The organism is Chitinophaga cymbidii (assembly GCF_007992715.1).
Lineage (GTDB): Bacteria > Bacteroidota > Bacteroidia > Chitinophagales > Chitinophagaceae > Chitinophaga > Chitinophaga cymbidii.
In genome coordinates, this window is the sequence record NZ_BKAU01000005.1 from 605,538 (window position 1) to 621,654 (window position 16,117).

Consider the following 16,117-nt stretch of genomic DNA (forward strand, 5'->3'; position numbering starts at 1 on the left):
TTTCTATCCCAGCACCTGTGAATGTTCCGGGAGAGGGCTCCGGGTGAGTTTCTTTTGACCCGAATACACTGGTTGTTCAGGGATAATGTAAAAAAAGGACGTATCAAAGCAGATACGTCCTTTTTTGTCAGGTTATAATGGTTTGTTATTTCCCACTGGTGTCGCCGGCGACTGTCTGGAGGAGTTGCATAGCGCCTCCCTTGCCGAAGGATTTGGCCATCCATGCCCTTCCCAGCTTTTTATCTTTCTTTACGCCGGTGCCGGTCATGTACATGTTACCGATCATTTGCATGGACTGTTTATCGCCTTTATCGGCTGCCCGTGTGAAATATTCGAGCGCTTTTTTGTAGTTCATCGCGTGGCCGTAGCCGTTGTGCTGGTAATACAAAGTGCCGAGATGGCGGAGCGCGGTCACATCATCATTGGCTGCGATAGCTTTTTCATAATATTCTCTTGCCGTTCCGTAGTTACGTTCCACCCCGGTGGCGTCGCGGTACATATTGCCCAGGATCACCATGGCGTCTACATGTCCCGCTTCAGCAGCTTTTTTGTACCATACCACAGCCTGGGCATAATCCTGCTTAACGCCGTGACCGTTGTAGTATAAAGCGCCCAGGCTTGACATCGCAGACACATCATACCGCCTGGCAGCTTTTATCATCCATTCCCAGGTCTTTTGCGGATCCTTTTCAACGCCGGTTCCGTCATAATATAGCATGCCGACTACCCGCATTGCCTTCGGATAGCCGTTTTCCGCGGCCCGCCGGAAATAGGTAAAGCCCTTCTTATGGTCAGGAGGCAAACCGTTTTCCATGTTGATATAACATAGTCCGGCCAGGTACATGGCCTCATTATCCCCCATTGCCGCGGCCTGTTCATACATTTGTAACGCCCGCAGAGAATCCCGCTCCATGGGTATTCCCGCATAATAGAGTGAGGCTATTGCAGTAAGGGCTTCTGCTGCAAGCGGATCATCTTTGCTTTCCGCCTGCTTTTCAAGGCCGGGTAGTGCCTGTTGTAAAAGTTCTTTTCCCCGTTGCTCATCCTTGGCTACTCCCTGCCCGTTATAATAAAGGCTGCCCAGCGCATAGGTGCCAAGGGCATCATTCATGCTGGCGGCCCGGGTGTACCAGTTAAATGCCTGTTTAAAATCGGGCGGCGCGTTAAGACCGTAGTCACATAAAGAACCCATGCCGGTCATGGCCGCGGCAGAACCCTTTTCCGCCGCCTGTTCATACCATTCCCGGGCGGCAATATAGTTACCATGCCTGTTGTTCAGCGCCGCAAATCCCACCATCGCTTTTACATCCCCTTTGCGCGCTGCTTTCAGCAATGCACTGTGATTACCATACTTTTTGATCGCTTCGGATATCTTGTATACTTCCCTGAGCTTATCTTCAATGTTCTCCTTGGTCTGATATTCTTTCATGAAGAAATCAACATGCTCCCGGAGATCGGAGACCATGGCAAGGTCGGTTATAGGTGAACTGGCCAGCAGCTTGTATTCCGCTGATATCCGCAGGAACATTATTTTCTGATTAACGGCGCCGAGCAGCTTCTCCGTTTCGCGCAGCTTTTCGAGGCTTGTTTTAAAATCATCCTTCGAAAAAGCTTCTTCCGCTTCTTCATATTTAAACTGCGCGATAGTTGACTGGGCCGAGACGTTCAGTTGCAAACATATCAGCAGCGCAACGCCGGCGGTCCATAAGGTTGATCGTATCATTGCTTTTTGAATTTGACGATGGAAAATTCTTCTGTTACGCTGCATTCCGTGCCCAGCACACCACCGTAGGTTATAATATGCAATATGATGGAGTAACCGGACACGCTGTTATCTTTCAACGCGGCGGTGCGGGTGTAAGCGCTGGCTTTTTTGGTGAGCTGCTGCTGCAACTCGGTTATTTTCACGTTCTCTTCCCCAAAATTCTTCTTCATGCGGGCTACCAGGTTTTCGAACGTGGCGTTGGCCTCGTCTGTGCCGCCTTTGCCGCTCACCATGTGCTTTTTGGATACGCCGGCTACTTTCCCCGTTGCCTTTTCAACGTAGATACCGCTTAAGCCTTCGGAAGCCTTGATCTTCATGGTCTTGAATTTCGGGATGTAGAGTATGCAGTCGCGGTCAATGCCCATGTAGCCTTTTGGCATGTCGAAAGGCTCTTTATAGGAGAGGTAGTTCCATGCGGAAGAGGGGATTGCCGAGCGCTCCATACCGACCGTCACCCCGTCCAGCGAAGGAGGGAAGCTGCGGAATTTTTCAGCGATGGCGGCATCGGCCTCATTTGCGGCCACTATGGCTTTTTCGGCTGCTTTCTTTTTGTCCAGCTCTTTTCCCATCTCGTGGAAGGCTTCTTCCGTTGCGGGATATTCCTTTAGTGCTTCCGATATTTTATATACCTCGCGGAACTTGTCCTCAATGTTTTCATTGCCCTCGTATTTGGAGAGGTATTCACCGCAATTTTTCCGCAGGTTCTGCAGTATTGCAAAGTCAGTTGTTGCGAGCTTTTGCTGGGATATGATCTTCAGGTACATCGTTTTGGGGCTGGAGGATTTTAGCAGTTTTTCCACTTCCTCCACCTTTGAAAGCGCGGTCCTGTAATCATTTTTTGCGTAAGCTTCTTCCGCCTCTTCGTATTTGAATTTGGCGATCATGTTCTGCGCCTGTACGTGGAGGGATATCAACCCGGTCAGGCACAGGGAAAGCAAAAGTTTTTTCATGGTATACTTTTAGGATATTGAGCGTTTAGTTTTCCCAGAAATCATCTTTTTTGGCCGGGGCGGCTTTTTTATTCTTTTCCCCGCTTTTTTCGTTGCCCCAGAAGTCGGTGTTGCTGTTGCCGGCGGCGGACTTCTTGCCCTTGTAGGTGTAGTGTTTCACTTTCACCTGGCATTTGCCTGCGATATTCTCGAAGGCGGCGCGCATGTCATTGGCGAGCTTTTCGGTGGTGTAATAGCCCATGATCGTGATCTTTCCGGCGCCGGTGACTTTTTTCAGATCGCCGGTTAAACCGTTCTTGAACGGCCAGGTGCCGTCCCCATACCGGCTGACGGGGAAAACGTTGGTGAGCATGGCTACGGGGGCTTGTTTGCGGATGTCTGTCGTATCCAGTACGTAAGCGAAGAAGTACAGATCGTTCACGCTCACTTTGTGGAAGGAGAGGGGGACGCCGCCGTCAGGGAAGCGTTTCAGCATTTCCCTGCGTGAGGATACGAGTGCCTGCCATTTCTTTTCCTTTATCCGTGCTTCTTCCGCGGCTCTTTCCCGCCGGAGCTGTTCCTGCATTTGCCTTCTCTTTTTCTCCGCCGCCATCTCCGAAATCATCGATCCGGCTGCTACTACCGCCTGGCCGATAGCGCGATTGGTTTCGTTGGCGTTGTTGTAGAGGCTGTTGTAGCTGGCCTGGTAACTTTGCTGTCTGGCGCTGGAAAGTTCTTCCACGGCCTGGTTGATCGCATAATATTTACTTTCAAAATCGGCGTTCAGTTCTTCTATCGATTCATAATTCCCGTCAAGCCTGGATAGCGATTGCAGGTTGCTTTTCGCTTTGTTCACGGCCTGCGCGGCATAGTAGCTGCTCATCGCTAATGCACCCTGCTGTTCGATCCGTGCATGCGATTCCCTGGTCTGGTCGAAGTAGGCTGTTTGCGCTTCCCGGAGTTGTTTGGTGTAGTCCACTTGCGGGGCGGCGGTGGTGCGGGATGGTGTGCCTGCAGATCCGGTTTTGGCCGGTTTTTTTTCTTCCCAGAAATCGTCGTCGGCTTCTTTATTGGTGGTGGCTGTGGTGGAAGCTTTTGCCGTATTATTACCGGTTGCGGCGGTGCTTTGCAGTGGATTGGTGCTGGTATTGGCGTTCTGCGGTTTGGCGGCGGCGGTTTTCCGTTTTTCCAGCAGCTTGCGGATGGCATTTTCAATATCCTGCTGCCCTTCAAACTGTATGAAATTCATGCCCATTATCTTGGCGGTGTATTGTTCCGCTTTTGAGTCGAGAGGCACCTTTATATATTTCGTTTTATCCGCTTTGCTCAGTGAAAAATCCCATGTTTTACCTCTGCCCTGTACGATCACATCAAATTCCACCAGCCAGGTCCGGAGCTTGTAAAAAGGCGCCGTTCCCACGTCCTGGTCTGTAAACACTTCTCCGTGGTACATATACCGGTATTCGAACGAGGGGCGGGGACTTTGCGCGGTAGCGGGAGCGACGTTCATGGTCATAATGAGGTCCGCTTCCTTGTTGCCGGCAATGGTCATGACGCGGAACGAGGTGGTGATGTTGAAGGATGCCTTCACCAGCCCGGTTTCCCGGGAAGAGGGCAGGGGGAAGGTATAGGCGATCGTGTGTTGGGCGCCGGCGGGCCGCGATGACAGTAAAAGCAGCGTCAGGCCCGTTAATAACGTGATCTTGGTGTAGGTGCTCATTCGGTAACAGATAACAGGGATATAAAATAAACCGCATCAAAAGTAGGCTGATCGGAAAACCTGGGAAATACTCATAGTTAGGTATTTTTTGCTATTGGGATGTTAATATAAGGGCCATAAAAAAGGTCTTCCGCAGAAGACCTTTTTTAGAACCGGCGGGAGCCGGGTATGTCCTGATTACAATTTTCGTTTGATGCCGCAGCCCACGGAGGCGGTGGAGGTTACTTCCACTTTTTTCCCTCCCAATACCGCGCTGATGGCGTTATGCAGGTATTTTTCCTTTACGCCGCCTTCGTTGCCGGGGTTGTCGTCGATCGCGCCTTTGTATACGAGTACGGCATTTTTATCGAACAGGTAACATTCCGGTGTGCGGTCTGCCGCAAATGCGTCGGCGATGGCATTATTCCTGTCCACTACATAGTACCAGTTATATTGCTGGCCTTTGGCGTAACGCTGCATGGCTTCGTAAGAATCTCCGCCGGAGCGGGCTGCTTCGTTGGAATTGACGAGGATCACGCCGATATTGTTCTTCAGCGCATACTGGCAGATCTCCCGGGTGCGTGCCTGGTTACGCGCCACATATGGGCAGGTGTTGCAGCTGAACATCACGAGCAGGCCGTTTGCCTTTTTGGCGTCATTCAGGGAAACTTCCTTTCCTGACACGTCCTTCATTTTGATGTCGGCTTTCGGCAGCCTGGCGCCTACGTCCAGTGCGTATGGGGACCGGAACGCGGTCAGCCATATGGCAGCAACGAGTAACAAAACAAATTGCAGTTTCATCGGCTTTTATTTTGATTTTTCTGGCGGGTGTCCGTGCAAGATCTCTTCATAGGCTCATCTTTCCGGTTTACAGTCGATATGAAATTACGGTATTTCCCACTTTTATTGAAACCGTACAACACATTTTACGATAAGCCTTGTAACTCAGGTCCTTTTTCGTCTTCTTCCCGCTGTGCGGCGATCTCTTTCAGCGTGGAAATGCTGGTATTCAACTCAAATCCCACCAGTAAAATGAACGAATTGAAATATACCACCAGCATCAGTACAAGGATGGTGCCGATTGAGCCGTAGATCTGGTTGTATTGCGCAAAATTGGTGACCCAGAAGGAGAATCCGAGGGTTACGACGATCATGGAAATGGTGGCGAAGGTGGCGCCGGCGGAGATGAATTTCCATTTTTTCTTTGTGGCGGGGCCGAAGCGGTATATGACGGAGATGATCGAAAAGAACAGCAATACGATGAGCGTCCACCTGGCCGCGCCGATCGCGAACTGCGTGAATGAATTGCGGATGCCGATGGTTTCCAGCACCAGTTTCATCAGCTGTCCCTGCATGATGATGAGTATAACGGTGGCGAACAGCAGCAGTACGAGGAAGATGGTGAGCTTCAGCGCCGTGAGCCGCGTTTGCCACCAGGTGCGCCGGTTAAAGCCGGGCAGCAGTTTGTCGAAAGAATGCAGCATGCCCATCACGCCGTTGGAGGAATAGTAAAAGCTGAGGATGAAGGCGAATGACAGCAATGTATTGCGCTGCGTGTACAGGAAGTCGTGGATCATATCCCGCACGATCTTGTAGCTGTTATAATTCGGCGTTAATGTTTCCGCGAGGTCGTATAACGTGGGCTCTACATTTTGTAACGGAATGAAGGGCACCAGGGTGAATATAAAAATGAAGAAGGGGGGGATGGCGAGCAGAAAGTTGAACGAGATGGCGGCGGCGCGTTCGGTGAGGCTTTCGCGCGCGGTCTCTTTCAGGAAAAAAACGATGACATCGTACAGGGGAGCGCCGTCAAAACCCGGCAGCACCAGCGATTTACTTTTGTGAATGGTCCATCTGACAGGCTTTGATTCCAGTACGATTTTTTCTACATCGATCATCCGGGGAATTTGTTGGGTTACCGTAAAAATACAAACTATTTGATATTACGGGAGTTCAACCATTTCTGATAAGCCCGGGCGTTTTGCATGTGCTCCCTGTAGTTGCTGGCAAAGTCGTGATACCCACTATAATCCGGCCTGGCGCAGAAATACAGGTATTCTGTGTCGGCGGGTGTGAGCACGGCGTCGATGGACTTTGCGGAGGGGGTGCAGATGGGGCCGGGGGGCAGGCCGGAATAGCGGTAGGTGTTGTAGGGGGAATCGTATTCCAGGTGTTCGCCGCGGATGCGTTTCAACGCGAAGTTCTTCAGGGCGAACTTCACGGTGGGATCGGCGCCGAGGCGCATGCCGGTGCGGAGGCGGTTGAGATAAACGCTGGCCATGGCGGGTTTTTCGTCGTGGCGGTTTGTTTCTTCTTCCACGATGGAGGCGAGTATGGTGACTTCGGCGGGGCTGAGCCCGAGTGTGGTGGCTTTGGATTTGCGTTCGTCCGTCCAGAATTTTTCGTAATTATTTTCCAGTTTTTCAAAGACTTTGACGGCGCTGGTATTCCAGAAAAATTCGTAGGTGTCGGGCATTACGGCGCTCATGACGGTATTGGTGTCCAGCCCGAATTGCCGGAGGTATACGGGGTCCTGCAGGAGGGCCTGCATGGTGAGGGAGTCTGCTTCCAGGTTGCGGGATACGAGGCGAACGAAGTCGTCTTTCGTGCGGAGCTTGTTGATGACGAGCCTGACGGGGGCCTGGCGGCCGGAGCGGAGGGCGCGCACGATCTCGAGGTTGCTCATGCCTTTTTTGATCTCGTAGCGGCCGGCTTTCACGCGGGCGGGGTAATCGAGCTTTTTTGCCACGATGTTGAAGGTGGCGGCGGACCCGATGATGCCTTGCTCTTTCAGTCCTTCGAGTACGTCCTGGTAATTGCTGCCGGTGCGTACGTAGAAGTATTTTTTATCGCCAAAGGCTCTTGTGTTGGGGCCCATCAGCAGCCAGGCGGCGAGCACGAGGCCACCGGCGAGCAGGCAGGCCAGCGCTACGGCGATGCGGCGGACCCAGGGCGAGTTTTGATTCTTCGCTTTGTTTTTCATGGGATTGCGATATGATCAGGGGCGGTTGTGCCAACAAAAAGCCCCGCTTTCAACGGCGAGGCTTCTGTAAATATTATAGTTGATAATATTATTTGCCAGAATCGGGTTGGGGAGCTGCGGGTTGCTGCTGCTGCTGTCCTTGCTGGAAGGGAGCTGCGGTTCCGCCGGCTGCGGGGGCTGGTGTGCCGATGCCGCCGCCTTGCTGTTCGATCGTGCTTTTTTGCTGTGTGCTTCCGCCGGGGCCTCTGCTGATGAACATGGCGGATGTGAGGCAGAGGATGGCGATCACAGCTGCGAGTATCCAGGTACCTTTTTCCAGCACGTCCGTTGTCTGGCGCACGCCCATCACCTGGTTACCGAAACCGCCGAAGGTGCCGGAGAGACCGCCGCCTTTGGGGTTTTGCACCAGCACAAAGAAGCCCAGTAAAATACAGGCTACCACGATCAATATTCCAAAGAAAATCAACATGTTCGTTGCTATTTATTGTTGTCTGTTAGTAATTGTAATTCTTTGATCTTTTGCGCAAAATAAGCGTTTTTGTCGGGATTAAGCAAACTTAATTTTTGATAGATATCTATCGCTTTTGCGTGCTGGTGCTGGCGTACCCAGATTTCGGCGAGGGTTTCAGACACCACATCATTATTAAAAGTGATGGAGTCCATCGCCATTTTTTCCACTCTTTCTGATACTTCCGGTTCTTCGTCTTCATACAACCGGTGCATTTGCTGCTGGTACCAGTTCTTGGTGGCTTTGCCGGCTGTAAAGGTGTCTTTCAGCTCCCGCAGCCAGTCCGTAAAGCTTCTCATTTCCGCCTGTGCTTTTTCATTCATCATTTCTGCATTATTCGGGTCTTTCAGCTTTTTATAGGCAAAATAGTCATCTGTGTACAGTGGCTGGAAGGTGAGAGTGGTTTCCTCTGCCGGGGTGTCCATCGGATGAATCCTGATGGGCCCTTCTTCCAGGTTTTCCTCCGCGATGCCGGGGAGGGTGAGGCCGGCGGCCAATTGTCCTTCCGGTTCTGCGTCTGCCGTCAGCACGATTTCTTCTTCCTCTATTTCCGGTTCGTAAGCGGGTGGTGTTCCGGGTGCTTTTACCGGATCGGCTTGTTCCTTCTCTTCCTGCTCTTTTATCGGTTCATAATCAATCGCTACGATCTCGTCTTTTTCTTCTCCGAGTATTTCATCGGCCTGTTCCTTTTCCTCCTGTTCTTTTACCGGTTCGTAATCAACCGCCACGATCTCGTCTTTTTCTTCTCCGAGTATTTCATCGGCCTGTTCCTTCTCCTCCTGTTCTTTTATCGGTTCATAATCAATAGCTACGATCTCGTCTTTTTCTTCTCCGAGTATTTCATCGGCCTGTTCCTTCTCTTCCTGTTCTTTTATCGGCTCATAATCAACGGCAACGATCTCATCTTTTTCTTCTTCCGGTATTTCTTCCGTGTGTTCCGCTGCTTCGCTTGTTTCGTGCGTTGTGATGTGATCCGTTCCGGCTTCTTCCACCACTTCATGCGTCAGGGCGTCGTATCCGGCGATCTCATCTTCCACGGCTTCCAGCAGTTCATCTTTATCGAGGTGCTCCGGGTGATCTGTTCCTGTTTCTTCTACTACTTCATGCGTCAGGGCATCGTATCCGGCGATCTCATCTTCCGCGGCTTCGATCAGTTCTTCCTTATGGAGCGCCGGTATGGGCTCCGTCAGCAACTGGTAAAAATGCTGCGGGGAGCTGCTGTACAGCTGCGCTTTTTTTATCGCCGGGGCGGTGAGATCTTTGTGTGCGGGGAATTGTTTTTGTGCCAGCAACAGCTGCGCCGCCGCAAAATAGGGATACGTTTCTACCAGCCGTTCCAGCTCAGCCTGGTCAACTTGCCGGAGGTCCGGTTGGTTAAAAATATGGTGGATGATCCTGTTGGCGGTCATGGCGCTAAAATATGAAAATAATACTTAAATCAAATAGCTGCTACCAGTTGGCGAATGCCCTGTTAAAGATATCGTCTGCCAGGTTGGTGACGATGTTGGGCAGGATTCTTGGCTCGGCTTCATTGATCGTCAGGGTGGCATTAAAATCCTCGGAGCGGGAGAAGGACTGGCTGTTAAAGCCTTTCTTGTCACCGATCCGTTTCAGGAAGGTAATGTTGACAGTCACGGTCAGACGGGCGGATGCGGGCTTGTCGATGTCCGTTACCGCGGCGTTGGAGATGGAATATCCCGTGATGGTCCCCTTAAATTCATAGTCTGCATTCTGATCGTTCGTTTGCGTCAGGCGGGTCTGCGCCAGTATCTTTTGCCGCAGCTTTTCGGTGAGCTGCTGGCTGAGCTGCGGATTATTGTTCGGCGCGCGGTTTTCAATAAAACGTACGTTCACCGTTTTGGCCTCAGGGTCGATGCTGGCGCCGCTGGCTGAATATTTTACAGAGCAGGCCGCTGAAAGCAGCCACAGGCTGATGCTTGCGAAGCAGGCAAGTGTCCTGGCCATAGGTCGATGGGTTCCGGATTTACTCATTGATATTATATTCCTTCAGTTTTCTATACAAAGTCCGTTCCGAAATGCCGAGATCCAGCGCGGCGTCTTTGCGTTTTCCTTTGTGCTTTTTCAGTGCCTTTTCGATCAGCTCTTTTTCCTTGTCGGCAATGGACAAGGTTTCCTCCACTTCTTCGTGATGGTCTATTTTGTTGCTGTCCTGTATAATAAAGGGCTGCTGTGGCTGAATGATATTGGATGGCGCTACTTCCGCGGGCGGAAAATTATGGTGATGCACCACGTCGCCGTCCTGGTAAGTATTGCTATGCGCCAGCGATGGATTTTGCAGCACTTCAAAGAACATTTTCTTCAGCTCGGTGACATCTTTTTTCATGTCGAAGAAGAGCTTGTAGAGAATATCCCTTTCGCTTGCAAAATCGCCGCCATTGACATTCCCCTGCGGCGGGGCCAGCATGGGCAGGCGGTTCACGGCGGGCTGTTCCGGCAGGAAACGGCGAAGGTCGGCGGCGGTCACCAGCTTGTCTGTGGCGAGTACCGATATCTGTTCCGCGATGTTCTTCAATTCCCGCACGTTGCCGCGCCAGGGGTAATTGATCAGTATTTCGCGGGCTTCGTCGTCGAGCTGTACGGAGGTTGTTTTGTAGCGTTCCGCGAAATCCACGCAGAACTTGCGGAAGAGCATGTGGATGTCTTCTTTCCGGTCCCGCAGCGCGGGTACGCGGATGGGAACGGTATTAAGACGGTAATACAGGTCTTCACGGAACTTGCCCTGGTGGGTGCTTTCCAGCAGGTCGCGGTTGGTGGCGGCGATCACGCGCACGTCTGTTTTCTGGACTTTTGAAGAGCCTACGCGGATGTATTCGCCGGTTTCCAGCACGCGCAGCAGGCGGGCCTGGGTGCCAAGCGGCATTTCACCGATCTCGTCGAGAAAAATGGTGCCGCCGTTCACGGTTTCGAAATATCCCTTTCGGCTGTCTACCGCCCCGGTGAAGGAGCCTTTTTCATGGCCGAACAGTTCGGAGTCGATGGTGCCTTCCGGGATGGCTCCGCAGTTCACAGCGATGAACGGATTATGTTTACGGGCGCTGAGCGCGTGTATGATCTGTGAGAATACTTCCTTACCAACGCCGCTTTCGCCGGATATCAATACCGTGAGATCGGTATTGGCTACCTGGGAGGCCACCTGCAGGGCATAGTTCAATGCCTGCGAGTTGCCGATGATGCCGAAGCGGTTTTTTATGCTTTGAATGTTGTCCATGCTTTCGGGTTTTGTCAATCAACTACTTTTCCGAGCAACGTACCGGCGGTACATGCTTCTATCTTTACTTTTACGTACGTTCCCTTCTGATGGTTCCCTTTGGGGAATACCACTACCTTGTTCTGATCGTTGCGGCCGAACAGGTCGTCTTCCGAACGTTTGGAAACGCCTTCGATCAGTACGGAGAATGTTTTGCCTACATCCTGCTGCATGCTTTCGAGGGTATGCCTGCGGTGCAGCGCCACTACTTCGGCCAGCCTGCGTTTCTTCACTTCTTCCGGCACATCGTCCTGGTAGCGGCGCGCGGCCAGGGTACCGGGCCTTTCGGAGTAGGCGAACATGTAAGCCAGGTCGTAATGCGCATATTCCATCACCGCCAGGGTATCCTGGTGATCTTCTTCGGTTTCGGTGCAGAAGCCGGTGATGATATCTGTTGACAACCCGCAATCCGGCAGTATTTCGCGGATACGGTCTACTTTTTTCATGTACCATTCCCGGGTGTAGGTGCGGTTCATCAGCTGCAGGATGCGGGTGCTGCCGCTTTGTACGGGAAGATGGATATAGTTGCAGATGTTCTCATGGCGGGCCATGGCGAACAGCACATCGTCGGTGATATCCTTGGGATGGGAGGTGGAAAAGCGGATGCGCAGCAGCGGGCTGATGGCGGCTACTTTTTCCAGGAGGCCGGCAAAAGTGACGGTTTCGTCTTTCTGCTCATCTACAAAATAGTAGGAGTCTACATTCTGTCCGAGCAGTGTGACTTCGCGGTACCCGTTTTCAAAAAGATCGGTGGCTTCCGCTATGATGGAATACTGGTCGCGGCTGCGTTCGCGGCCACGGGTGAAGGGCACTACGCAGAAGGCGCACATGTTGTTGCAGCCGCGCATGATGGAAACGAAGGCGGTGACGCCGTTGCTGTTGAGGCGAACGGGACTGATGTCCGCATATGTTTCTTCGCGGCTGAGCAGCACATTGATGGCTTTCTGGCCGGTTTCGGCTTCTTCGATGAGGGCGGGGAGGGTGCGGTATGCGTCCGGGCCCACAACGAGGTCTACCAGTTTTTCCTGTTCGAGGAACTGGGCTTTGAGGCGTTCCGCCATGCAGCCGAGTACGCCGACGAGGAAGCCGGGGCGGTTCTTTTTGGTCTTTTTGAATTCGGTGAGGCGCTTGCGGACGGTCTGCTCTGCTTTTTCGCGGATGGAGCAGGTATTGAGCAGCACGAGGTCTGCTTCTTCCGCGTTGCGGGTGGCGCCGAAGCCTTCTTTATTGAGAATGGAGGCCACGATTTCGCTGTCGTTGAAATTCATCTGGCAGCCATAACTTTCTATATAGAACTTTTTTGTGTATACGCGGGTGTCTCCGGCCTGGGGGGCTACGGCTTCTCCCTGGCGGCTTTCATCATGGGTCTTATCTACGATCTCCAGCATTATCCTGTCCAAATTTAAGAACCGCAAAAATACATAAAAAAATGACAGAATGACAGGGTAAATGTGATGGGGCGTGTTAAGGTATTGATAATAACACTTGTGTTATAAAAATTTGGAAGTTTATAACGGGTGTGTTATATTTGTGGGGTAAACCATTGTTTGTGTAATCAACCCAACTGAAGATGAAGTTTTCGGAATTGTACCGTATACTGGAACGTGACGGGTGGTATATCAGCAGAACGGGTAAACATCATGTTTATGCTCATCCAACAAAACCAAAGAAGATACCGGTAGGAAAACATGGAAGCCAGGAAGTTCCGTTCGGTACTTTCAGAAGTATCATGAAGCTGGCAGGCATTATAAAAAAACAGTAATAACGAAGGATATGAAAAAGAAGAAATTAATCGTGGTCGTTGAAGCATCATCAACCGGCTTCGGTACTTACTCAAGCGATCTTCCCGGAATAACAGGCTACGCGAAAACCATACCGGAAGCCAAAAATGATTTTATCGATGCGTTACAAGCCGTACTGGATCTGAACGCGGAAGAAGGCACGCCCGATCCTGATTTACACGACGGCAATTTTGAGTATATCTATAAATACGATCTTCCAAGCATTTTCGCCCATTTCGGCATGTTGGACGTTACCAACTTCGCCAAGCGGATCGGGCTGAATGCGTCGCTGTTAAGGCAATACAAAGCCGGGCTTGCCATGGCATCCGAGCGGCAGAAAAAAAGGATCGAAAAGGGGTTGCATGATCTGGGCAGGGAACTGTTAAGTGTGAAGCTGTGAAAAATGGAGCGGGAAACCGGGCTCGAACCGGCCACCCTCAGCTTGGGAAGCTGATGCTCTACCAAATGAGCTATTCCCGCTTTTGAAATTCAGCCGTTCCGTCAAAGAAAAACGGCAGCGCTTAACACTGCCGGTCACAAATATAGTTGTTCGGTTACAATTTTTAAGCGGTCTGCCCTAATTTATTCGCCAGCCAGCTTTCCTTCAGCGGAATAAGCCAGTGGGCTTCCAGCTCCTGCTTCGTTTGCACCGTATTATTAAGATAGATCGTATCGCGGGAGATGTACCCTTTTTCGAGGGCGTAGCTTACCTGCGCCATAGGCAATAACTGCAGCTTTTCCTTTACGAGGAACCCCAGCAGCAGGCGGTCAAAAAGATTCACTTCATACTGGCGTTCCAGGCTTTTGATCACCCTCACGGAACTGTCCGTGCTGCAGCCGCTGACGCCTGCTTCCGTTTCATCGGCCATGAGTATGATCACCTGGTTGAACAGCAGCCGGCCCCATCCTTTTACGGGTACGCCGTGTGAATTCCATTGTACGGTGAACTGGTGAAGCTGCTCTTCGATCTCTTCCGCTTCCCTTTCACCGAAGGGGCGGTTGCTTTGGTATATCCAGACCCTTGAAGTGGGGGAGAAGTCCTGCGGTAATATATGTTTGATATCTGTGTTCATACTGCAAAGTTAAGCTATTGCATGTTTTGTTCGATCATTTCGGCGATGTCCAGCACCTTCACCTCTTCTTCCTTACCGGCTTCCTTTACGCCGTCTGTGAGCATGGTCATGCAAAAAGGGCAGTTGGCGGCGATCACGGAGGCGCCGGTGGCTACGGCTTCGTGCCCCCGGGCGAAGTTCACGCGGGTGCTGCCTTTTTCTTCTTCCTTGAACATCTGTGCGCCGCCGGCTCCGCAGCAGAGCCCTTTGCTGCGGCATCGTTTCATTTCCACCAGCTCGGCGTCGAGGGCTTCCAGCACCTGACGGGGGGCTTCGTAAATGCCGTTCGCGCGGCCGAGGTAGCAGGAATCGTGGTAAGTGATCTTTTTACCTTTGAAGGCGCCGCCTTCTTTCATTTTGATACGGCCGTTGTCGATCAGCTGTTGGAGGTAAGTGGCATGGTGCAGCACTTCATATTCCCCGCCCAGCTGCGGGTATTCGTTTTTGATGGTGTTGAAGCAATGCGGGCAGGCAGTGACGATCTTTTTCACGCCATAGTTGTTCAGCACCTGGATGTTATTATAGGCCATCATCTGGAAGAGGAATTCGTTGCCGGCCCTGCGGGCGGGATCACCGGTGCAGGTTTCTTCCTTGCCGAGAATGGCGAATGGTATGCCGGCTTTATCCAGTATGGCTGCAAATGCCCTGGTGATCTTTTGCGCGCGCTGGTCAAAGCTGCCGGCGCATCCTATCCAGAAGAGCACTTCCGGTGTTTCGCCGTTCGCAAAATATTCAGCCATCGTTTTGATCTGCATATATTCGGTTTTATTGTGCCCAGGCGTCGCGGTCATCCGGACTGAATTTCCAGGGCGCCATGTTATTTTCAATGTTGGAGAACATCATGTTCCATTCCTGCGGTGCGCTGGATTCCTCCATCACCAGGTGCCTCCGCATCTGCAAAATGATATGCAGCGGGTTGATGCTCACCGGGCATTCCTCCACGCAGGCGTTGCAGGTGGTGCAGGCGCGCAGTTCTTCTTCGGTAATATAATCCCGCAGCAGGCTTTTGGTATCCGGCGTTTTGCTGCGCCCCACTTCTTCCGCGCGGTCCCGCGTTTTCATCATGATAAGGCGGGGAGAAAGGGCTTTGCCTGTCTGTGTGGCGGGACAAGCGGCGGAGCATCTGCCGCATTCCGTGCAGGCGTAAGCGTCCAGCAGGTTTTTCCAGGTAAGGTCCTGGATATCTTTCGCGCCGAATTTCGGTACGGTATCGGAAGCCGGTGCGTTGGCGGCCAGCTCCGGCTGCATGGCGTACAACACTTCCTGCTGTATGGCCGGCATGTTTTCCATTTTGCCTTTCGGCCGCAGGTCCGTATAGTAAGCGTTGGGAAATGCGAGGATGATATGCAGGTGTTTGGAAAATGGCAGGTAGTTCAGGAAGGCGAGCACGCCGAGGATGTGCAGCCACCAGGCCCCGCGCTCCACCGCTATCAGCGCGGAATCGGAAAGCCCGGAGAACAAGGGAACGAAATGACCGGTAACCCAGAAATCGCCGGTGGGCAGGTAATGTGCCGCACCGCGCGCCTGCAATGCCTGGTCCGCCGTGTTCATGGTGAGGAACAGCAGCATCAGCACGATCTCCGTCAGCAGGATGTAGTTGGCGTCTGACCGCGGCCATCCATCGAGGTCCTTGCTGATGAAGCGTTTCAGCTTGATGATATTGCGGCGTACGAGGAAGATGGCGCAGGAAACGGCCACCAGCACCGCCAGTATCTCGAAGCAACCGATCAGCACCAGGTACAGGGAGCCTAAAACGGGCGCGAATATACGATGTGTACCCGCCAGCCCGTCTATGATGATCTCCAGTATTTCAATATTAATGATAATGAAGCCCGCATATACGAAGAAATGCAATACCGCCACCAGCGGGTTGCGGAACATCTTCTTTTGCCCGAACGCCAGCAGTAGCAGGTTTTTCCAGCGCCTGGCGGGCTGATCGGTGAGGTCAGTGTCCCTTCCGAGCAGGATGTTCCGCCGGATCGCCAGCACCCTGTGCGTGAACAGCCAGACTGCCGCAACCAGCACGATTAAAAAGAGAAGTTGATAAACAATTTGCATATCCTTGATTTGAC

The 16,117-nt window shown here is 52.1% G+C and carries 16 protein-coding genes and 1 tRNA gene; 2 read left to right on the top strand and 15 right to left on the bottom strand.

Translation table 11 applies throughout. From position 1 onward, the window contains the following. Window positions 1-145: 145 nt before the first annotated feature. The 11 genes from CCY01nite_RS21070 to miaB all read right to left on the bottom strand — a co-directional run bounded on the left by CCY01nite_RS21070 (window position 146) and on the right by miaB (window position 12,540). Complete coding sequence (locus CCY01nite_RS21070) at window positions 146-1,723, bottom strand: SEL1-like repeat protein (protein WP_186831188.1); 1,578 nt, start codon at window positions 1,721-1,723, stop codon at window positions 146-148. After that, the gene (locus CCY01nite_RS21075) at window positions 1,720-2,715 is read right to left on the bottom strand and encodes a hypothetical protein (RefSeq protein WP_146865932.1); all 996 of its coding nucleotides are present in this window, start codon (window positions 2,713-2,715) and stop codon (window positions 1,720-1,722) included. The genes CCY01nite_RS21070 and CCY01nite_RS21075 overlap by 4 nt, the downstream gene beginning before the upstream one ends. Window positions 2,716-2,740: 25 nt before the next feature. Further along, window positions 2,741-4,414: a hypothetical protein gene (locus CCY01nite_RS21080; RefSeq protein ID WP_146865934.1), complete on the bottom strand. Its 1,674-nt coding sequence runs from the start codon at window positions 4,412-4,414 to the stop codon at window positions 2,741-2,743. A gap of 177 nt (window positions 4,415-4,591) precedes the next feature. Further along, window positions 4,592-5,194: a redoxin family protein gene (locus CCY01nite_RS21085; protein ID WP_146865936.1), complete on the bottom strand. Its 603-nt coding sequence runs from the start codon at window positions 5,192-5,194 to the stop codon at window positions 4,592-4,594. A gap of 125 nt (window positions 5,195-5,319) precedes the next feature. After that, window positions 5,320-6,291 (bottom strand): YihY/virulence factor BrkB family protein, encoded by a 972-nt coding sequence (locus tag CCY01nite_RS21090; protein ID WP_146865938.1) that lies wholly within the window; start codon window positions 6,289-6,291, stop codon window positions 5,320-5,322. A 35-nt stretch (window positions 6,292-6,326) separates the two neighbouring features. After that, entirely contained in the window at window positions 6,327-7,376 is a 1,050-nt protein-coding gene (mltG, locus tag CCY01nite_RS21095; protein WP_146865940.1) for an endolytic transglycosylase MltG, read from the bottom strand. A gap of 88 nt (window positions 7,377-7,464) precedes the next feature. Further along, window positions 7,465-7,845 carry a preprotein translocase subunit SecG gene (secG, locus tag CCY01nite_RS21100; RefSeq protein ID WP_146865942.1) on the bottom strand — a complete coding sequence of 127 codons (381 nt, stop codon included), beginning with the start codon at window positions 7,843-7,845 and terminating at the stop codon, window positions 7,465-7,467. 8 nt (window positions 7,846-7,853) lie between these two features. Further along, window positions 7,854-9,293: a DUF8458 domain-containing protein gene (locus CCY01nite_RS21105; protein ID WP_146865944.1), complete on the bottom strand. Its 1,440-nt coding sequence runs from the start codon at window positions 9,291-9,293 to the stop codon at window positions 7,854-7,856. Between the two features lie 40 nt (window positions 9,294-9,333). After that, window positions 9,334-9,849 carry an LptE family protein gene (locus tag CCY01nite_RS21110; protein ID WP_186831189.1) on the bottom strand — a complete coding sequence of 172 codons (516 nt, stop codon included), beginning with the start codon at window positions 9,847-9,849 and terminating at the stop codon, window positions 9,334-9,336. 19 nt (window positions 9,850-9,868) lie between these two features. Then, a complete protein-coding gene (locus CCY01nite_RS21115; RefSeq protein WP_146865948.1) occupies window positions 9,869-11,113 on the bottom strand; it encodes a sigma-54 interaction domain-containing protein in 1,245 nt (414 codons plus the stop codon). 14 nt (window positions 11,114-11,127) lie between these two features. Beyond that, window positions 11,128-12,540 carry a tRNA (N6-isopentenyl adenosine(37)-C2)-methylthiotransferase MiaB gene (gene miaB, locus CCY01nite_RS21120; protein WP_146865950.1) on the bottom strand — a complete coding sequence of 471 codons (1,413 nt, stop codon included), beginning with the start codon at window positions 12,538-12,540 and terminating at the stop codon, window positions 11,128-11,130. A 182-nt stretch (window positions 12,541-12,722) separates the two neighbouring features. On the opposite strand from miaB, the gene CCY01nite_RS27140 reads away from it, so the two are divergent. Both CCY01nite_RS27140 and CCY01nite_RS21130 read left to right on the top strand, forming a co-directional pair. Next, window positions 12,723-12,914 (top strand): type II toxin-antitoxin system HicA family toxin, encoded by a 192-nt coding sequence (locus CCY01nite_RS27140; RefSeq protein ID WP_146865953.1) that lies wholly within the window; start codon window positions 12,723-12,725, stop codon window positions 12,912-12,914. Between the two features lie 11 nt (window positions 12,915-12,925). After that, window positions 12,926-13,333 carry a type II toxin-antitoxin system HicB family antitoxin gene (locus CCY01nite_RS21130; RefSeq protein ID WP_146865955.1) on the top strand — a complete coding sequence of 136 codons (408 nt, stop codon included), beginning with the start codon at window positions 12,926-12,928 and terminating at the stop codon, window positions 13,331-13,333. A 4-nt stretch (window positions 13,334-13,337) separates the two neighbouring features. Here CCY01nite_RS21130 and CCY01nite_RS21135 read toward each other — a convergent pair. From CCY01nite_RS21135 to CCY01nite_RS21150, 4 genes are all read right to left on the bottom strand, one after another. Then, window positions 13,338-13,413 (bottom strand) — tRNA-Gly (locus tag CCY01nite_RS21135). 83 nt (window positions 13,414-13,496) lie between these two features. Further along, window positions 13,497-14,006: a hypothetical protein gene (locus CCY01nite_RS21140; RefSeq protein ID WP_146865957.1), complete on the bottom strand. Its 510-nt coding sequence runs from the start codon at window positions 14,004-14,006 to the stop codon at window positions 13,497-13,499. A 14-nt stretch (window positions 14,007-14,020) separates the two neighbouring features. After that, the gene (locus CCY01nite_RS21145) at window positions 14,021-14,800 is read right to left on the bottom strand and encodes a (Fe-S)-binding protein (protein ID WP_146865959.1); all 780 of its coding nucleotides are present in this window, start codon (window positions 14,798-14,800) and stop codon (window positions 14,021-14,023) included. Window positions 14,801-14,810: 10 nt separating this feature from the next. Then, on the bottom strand, window positions 14,811-16,103 hold the full coding sequence (locus CCY01nite_RS21150; RefSeq protein ID WP_146865961.1) for a 4Fe-4S dicluster domain-containing protein: 1,293 nt from the start codon (window positions 16,101-16,103) through the stop codon (window positions 14,811-14,813). Window positions 16,104-16,117 lie beyond the last annotated feature (14 nt).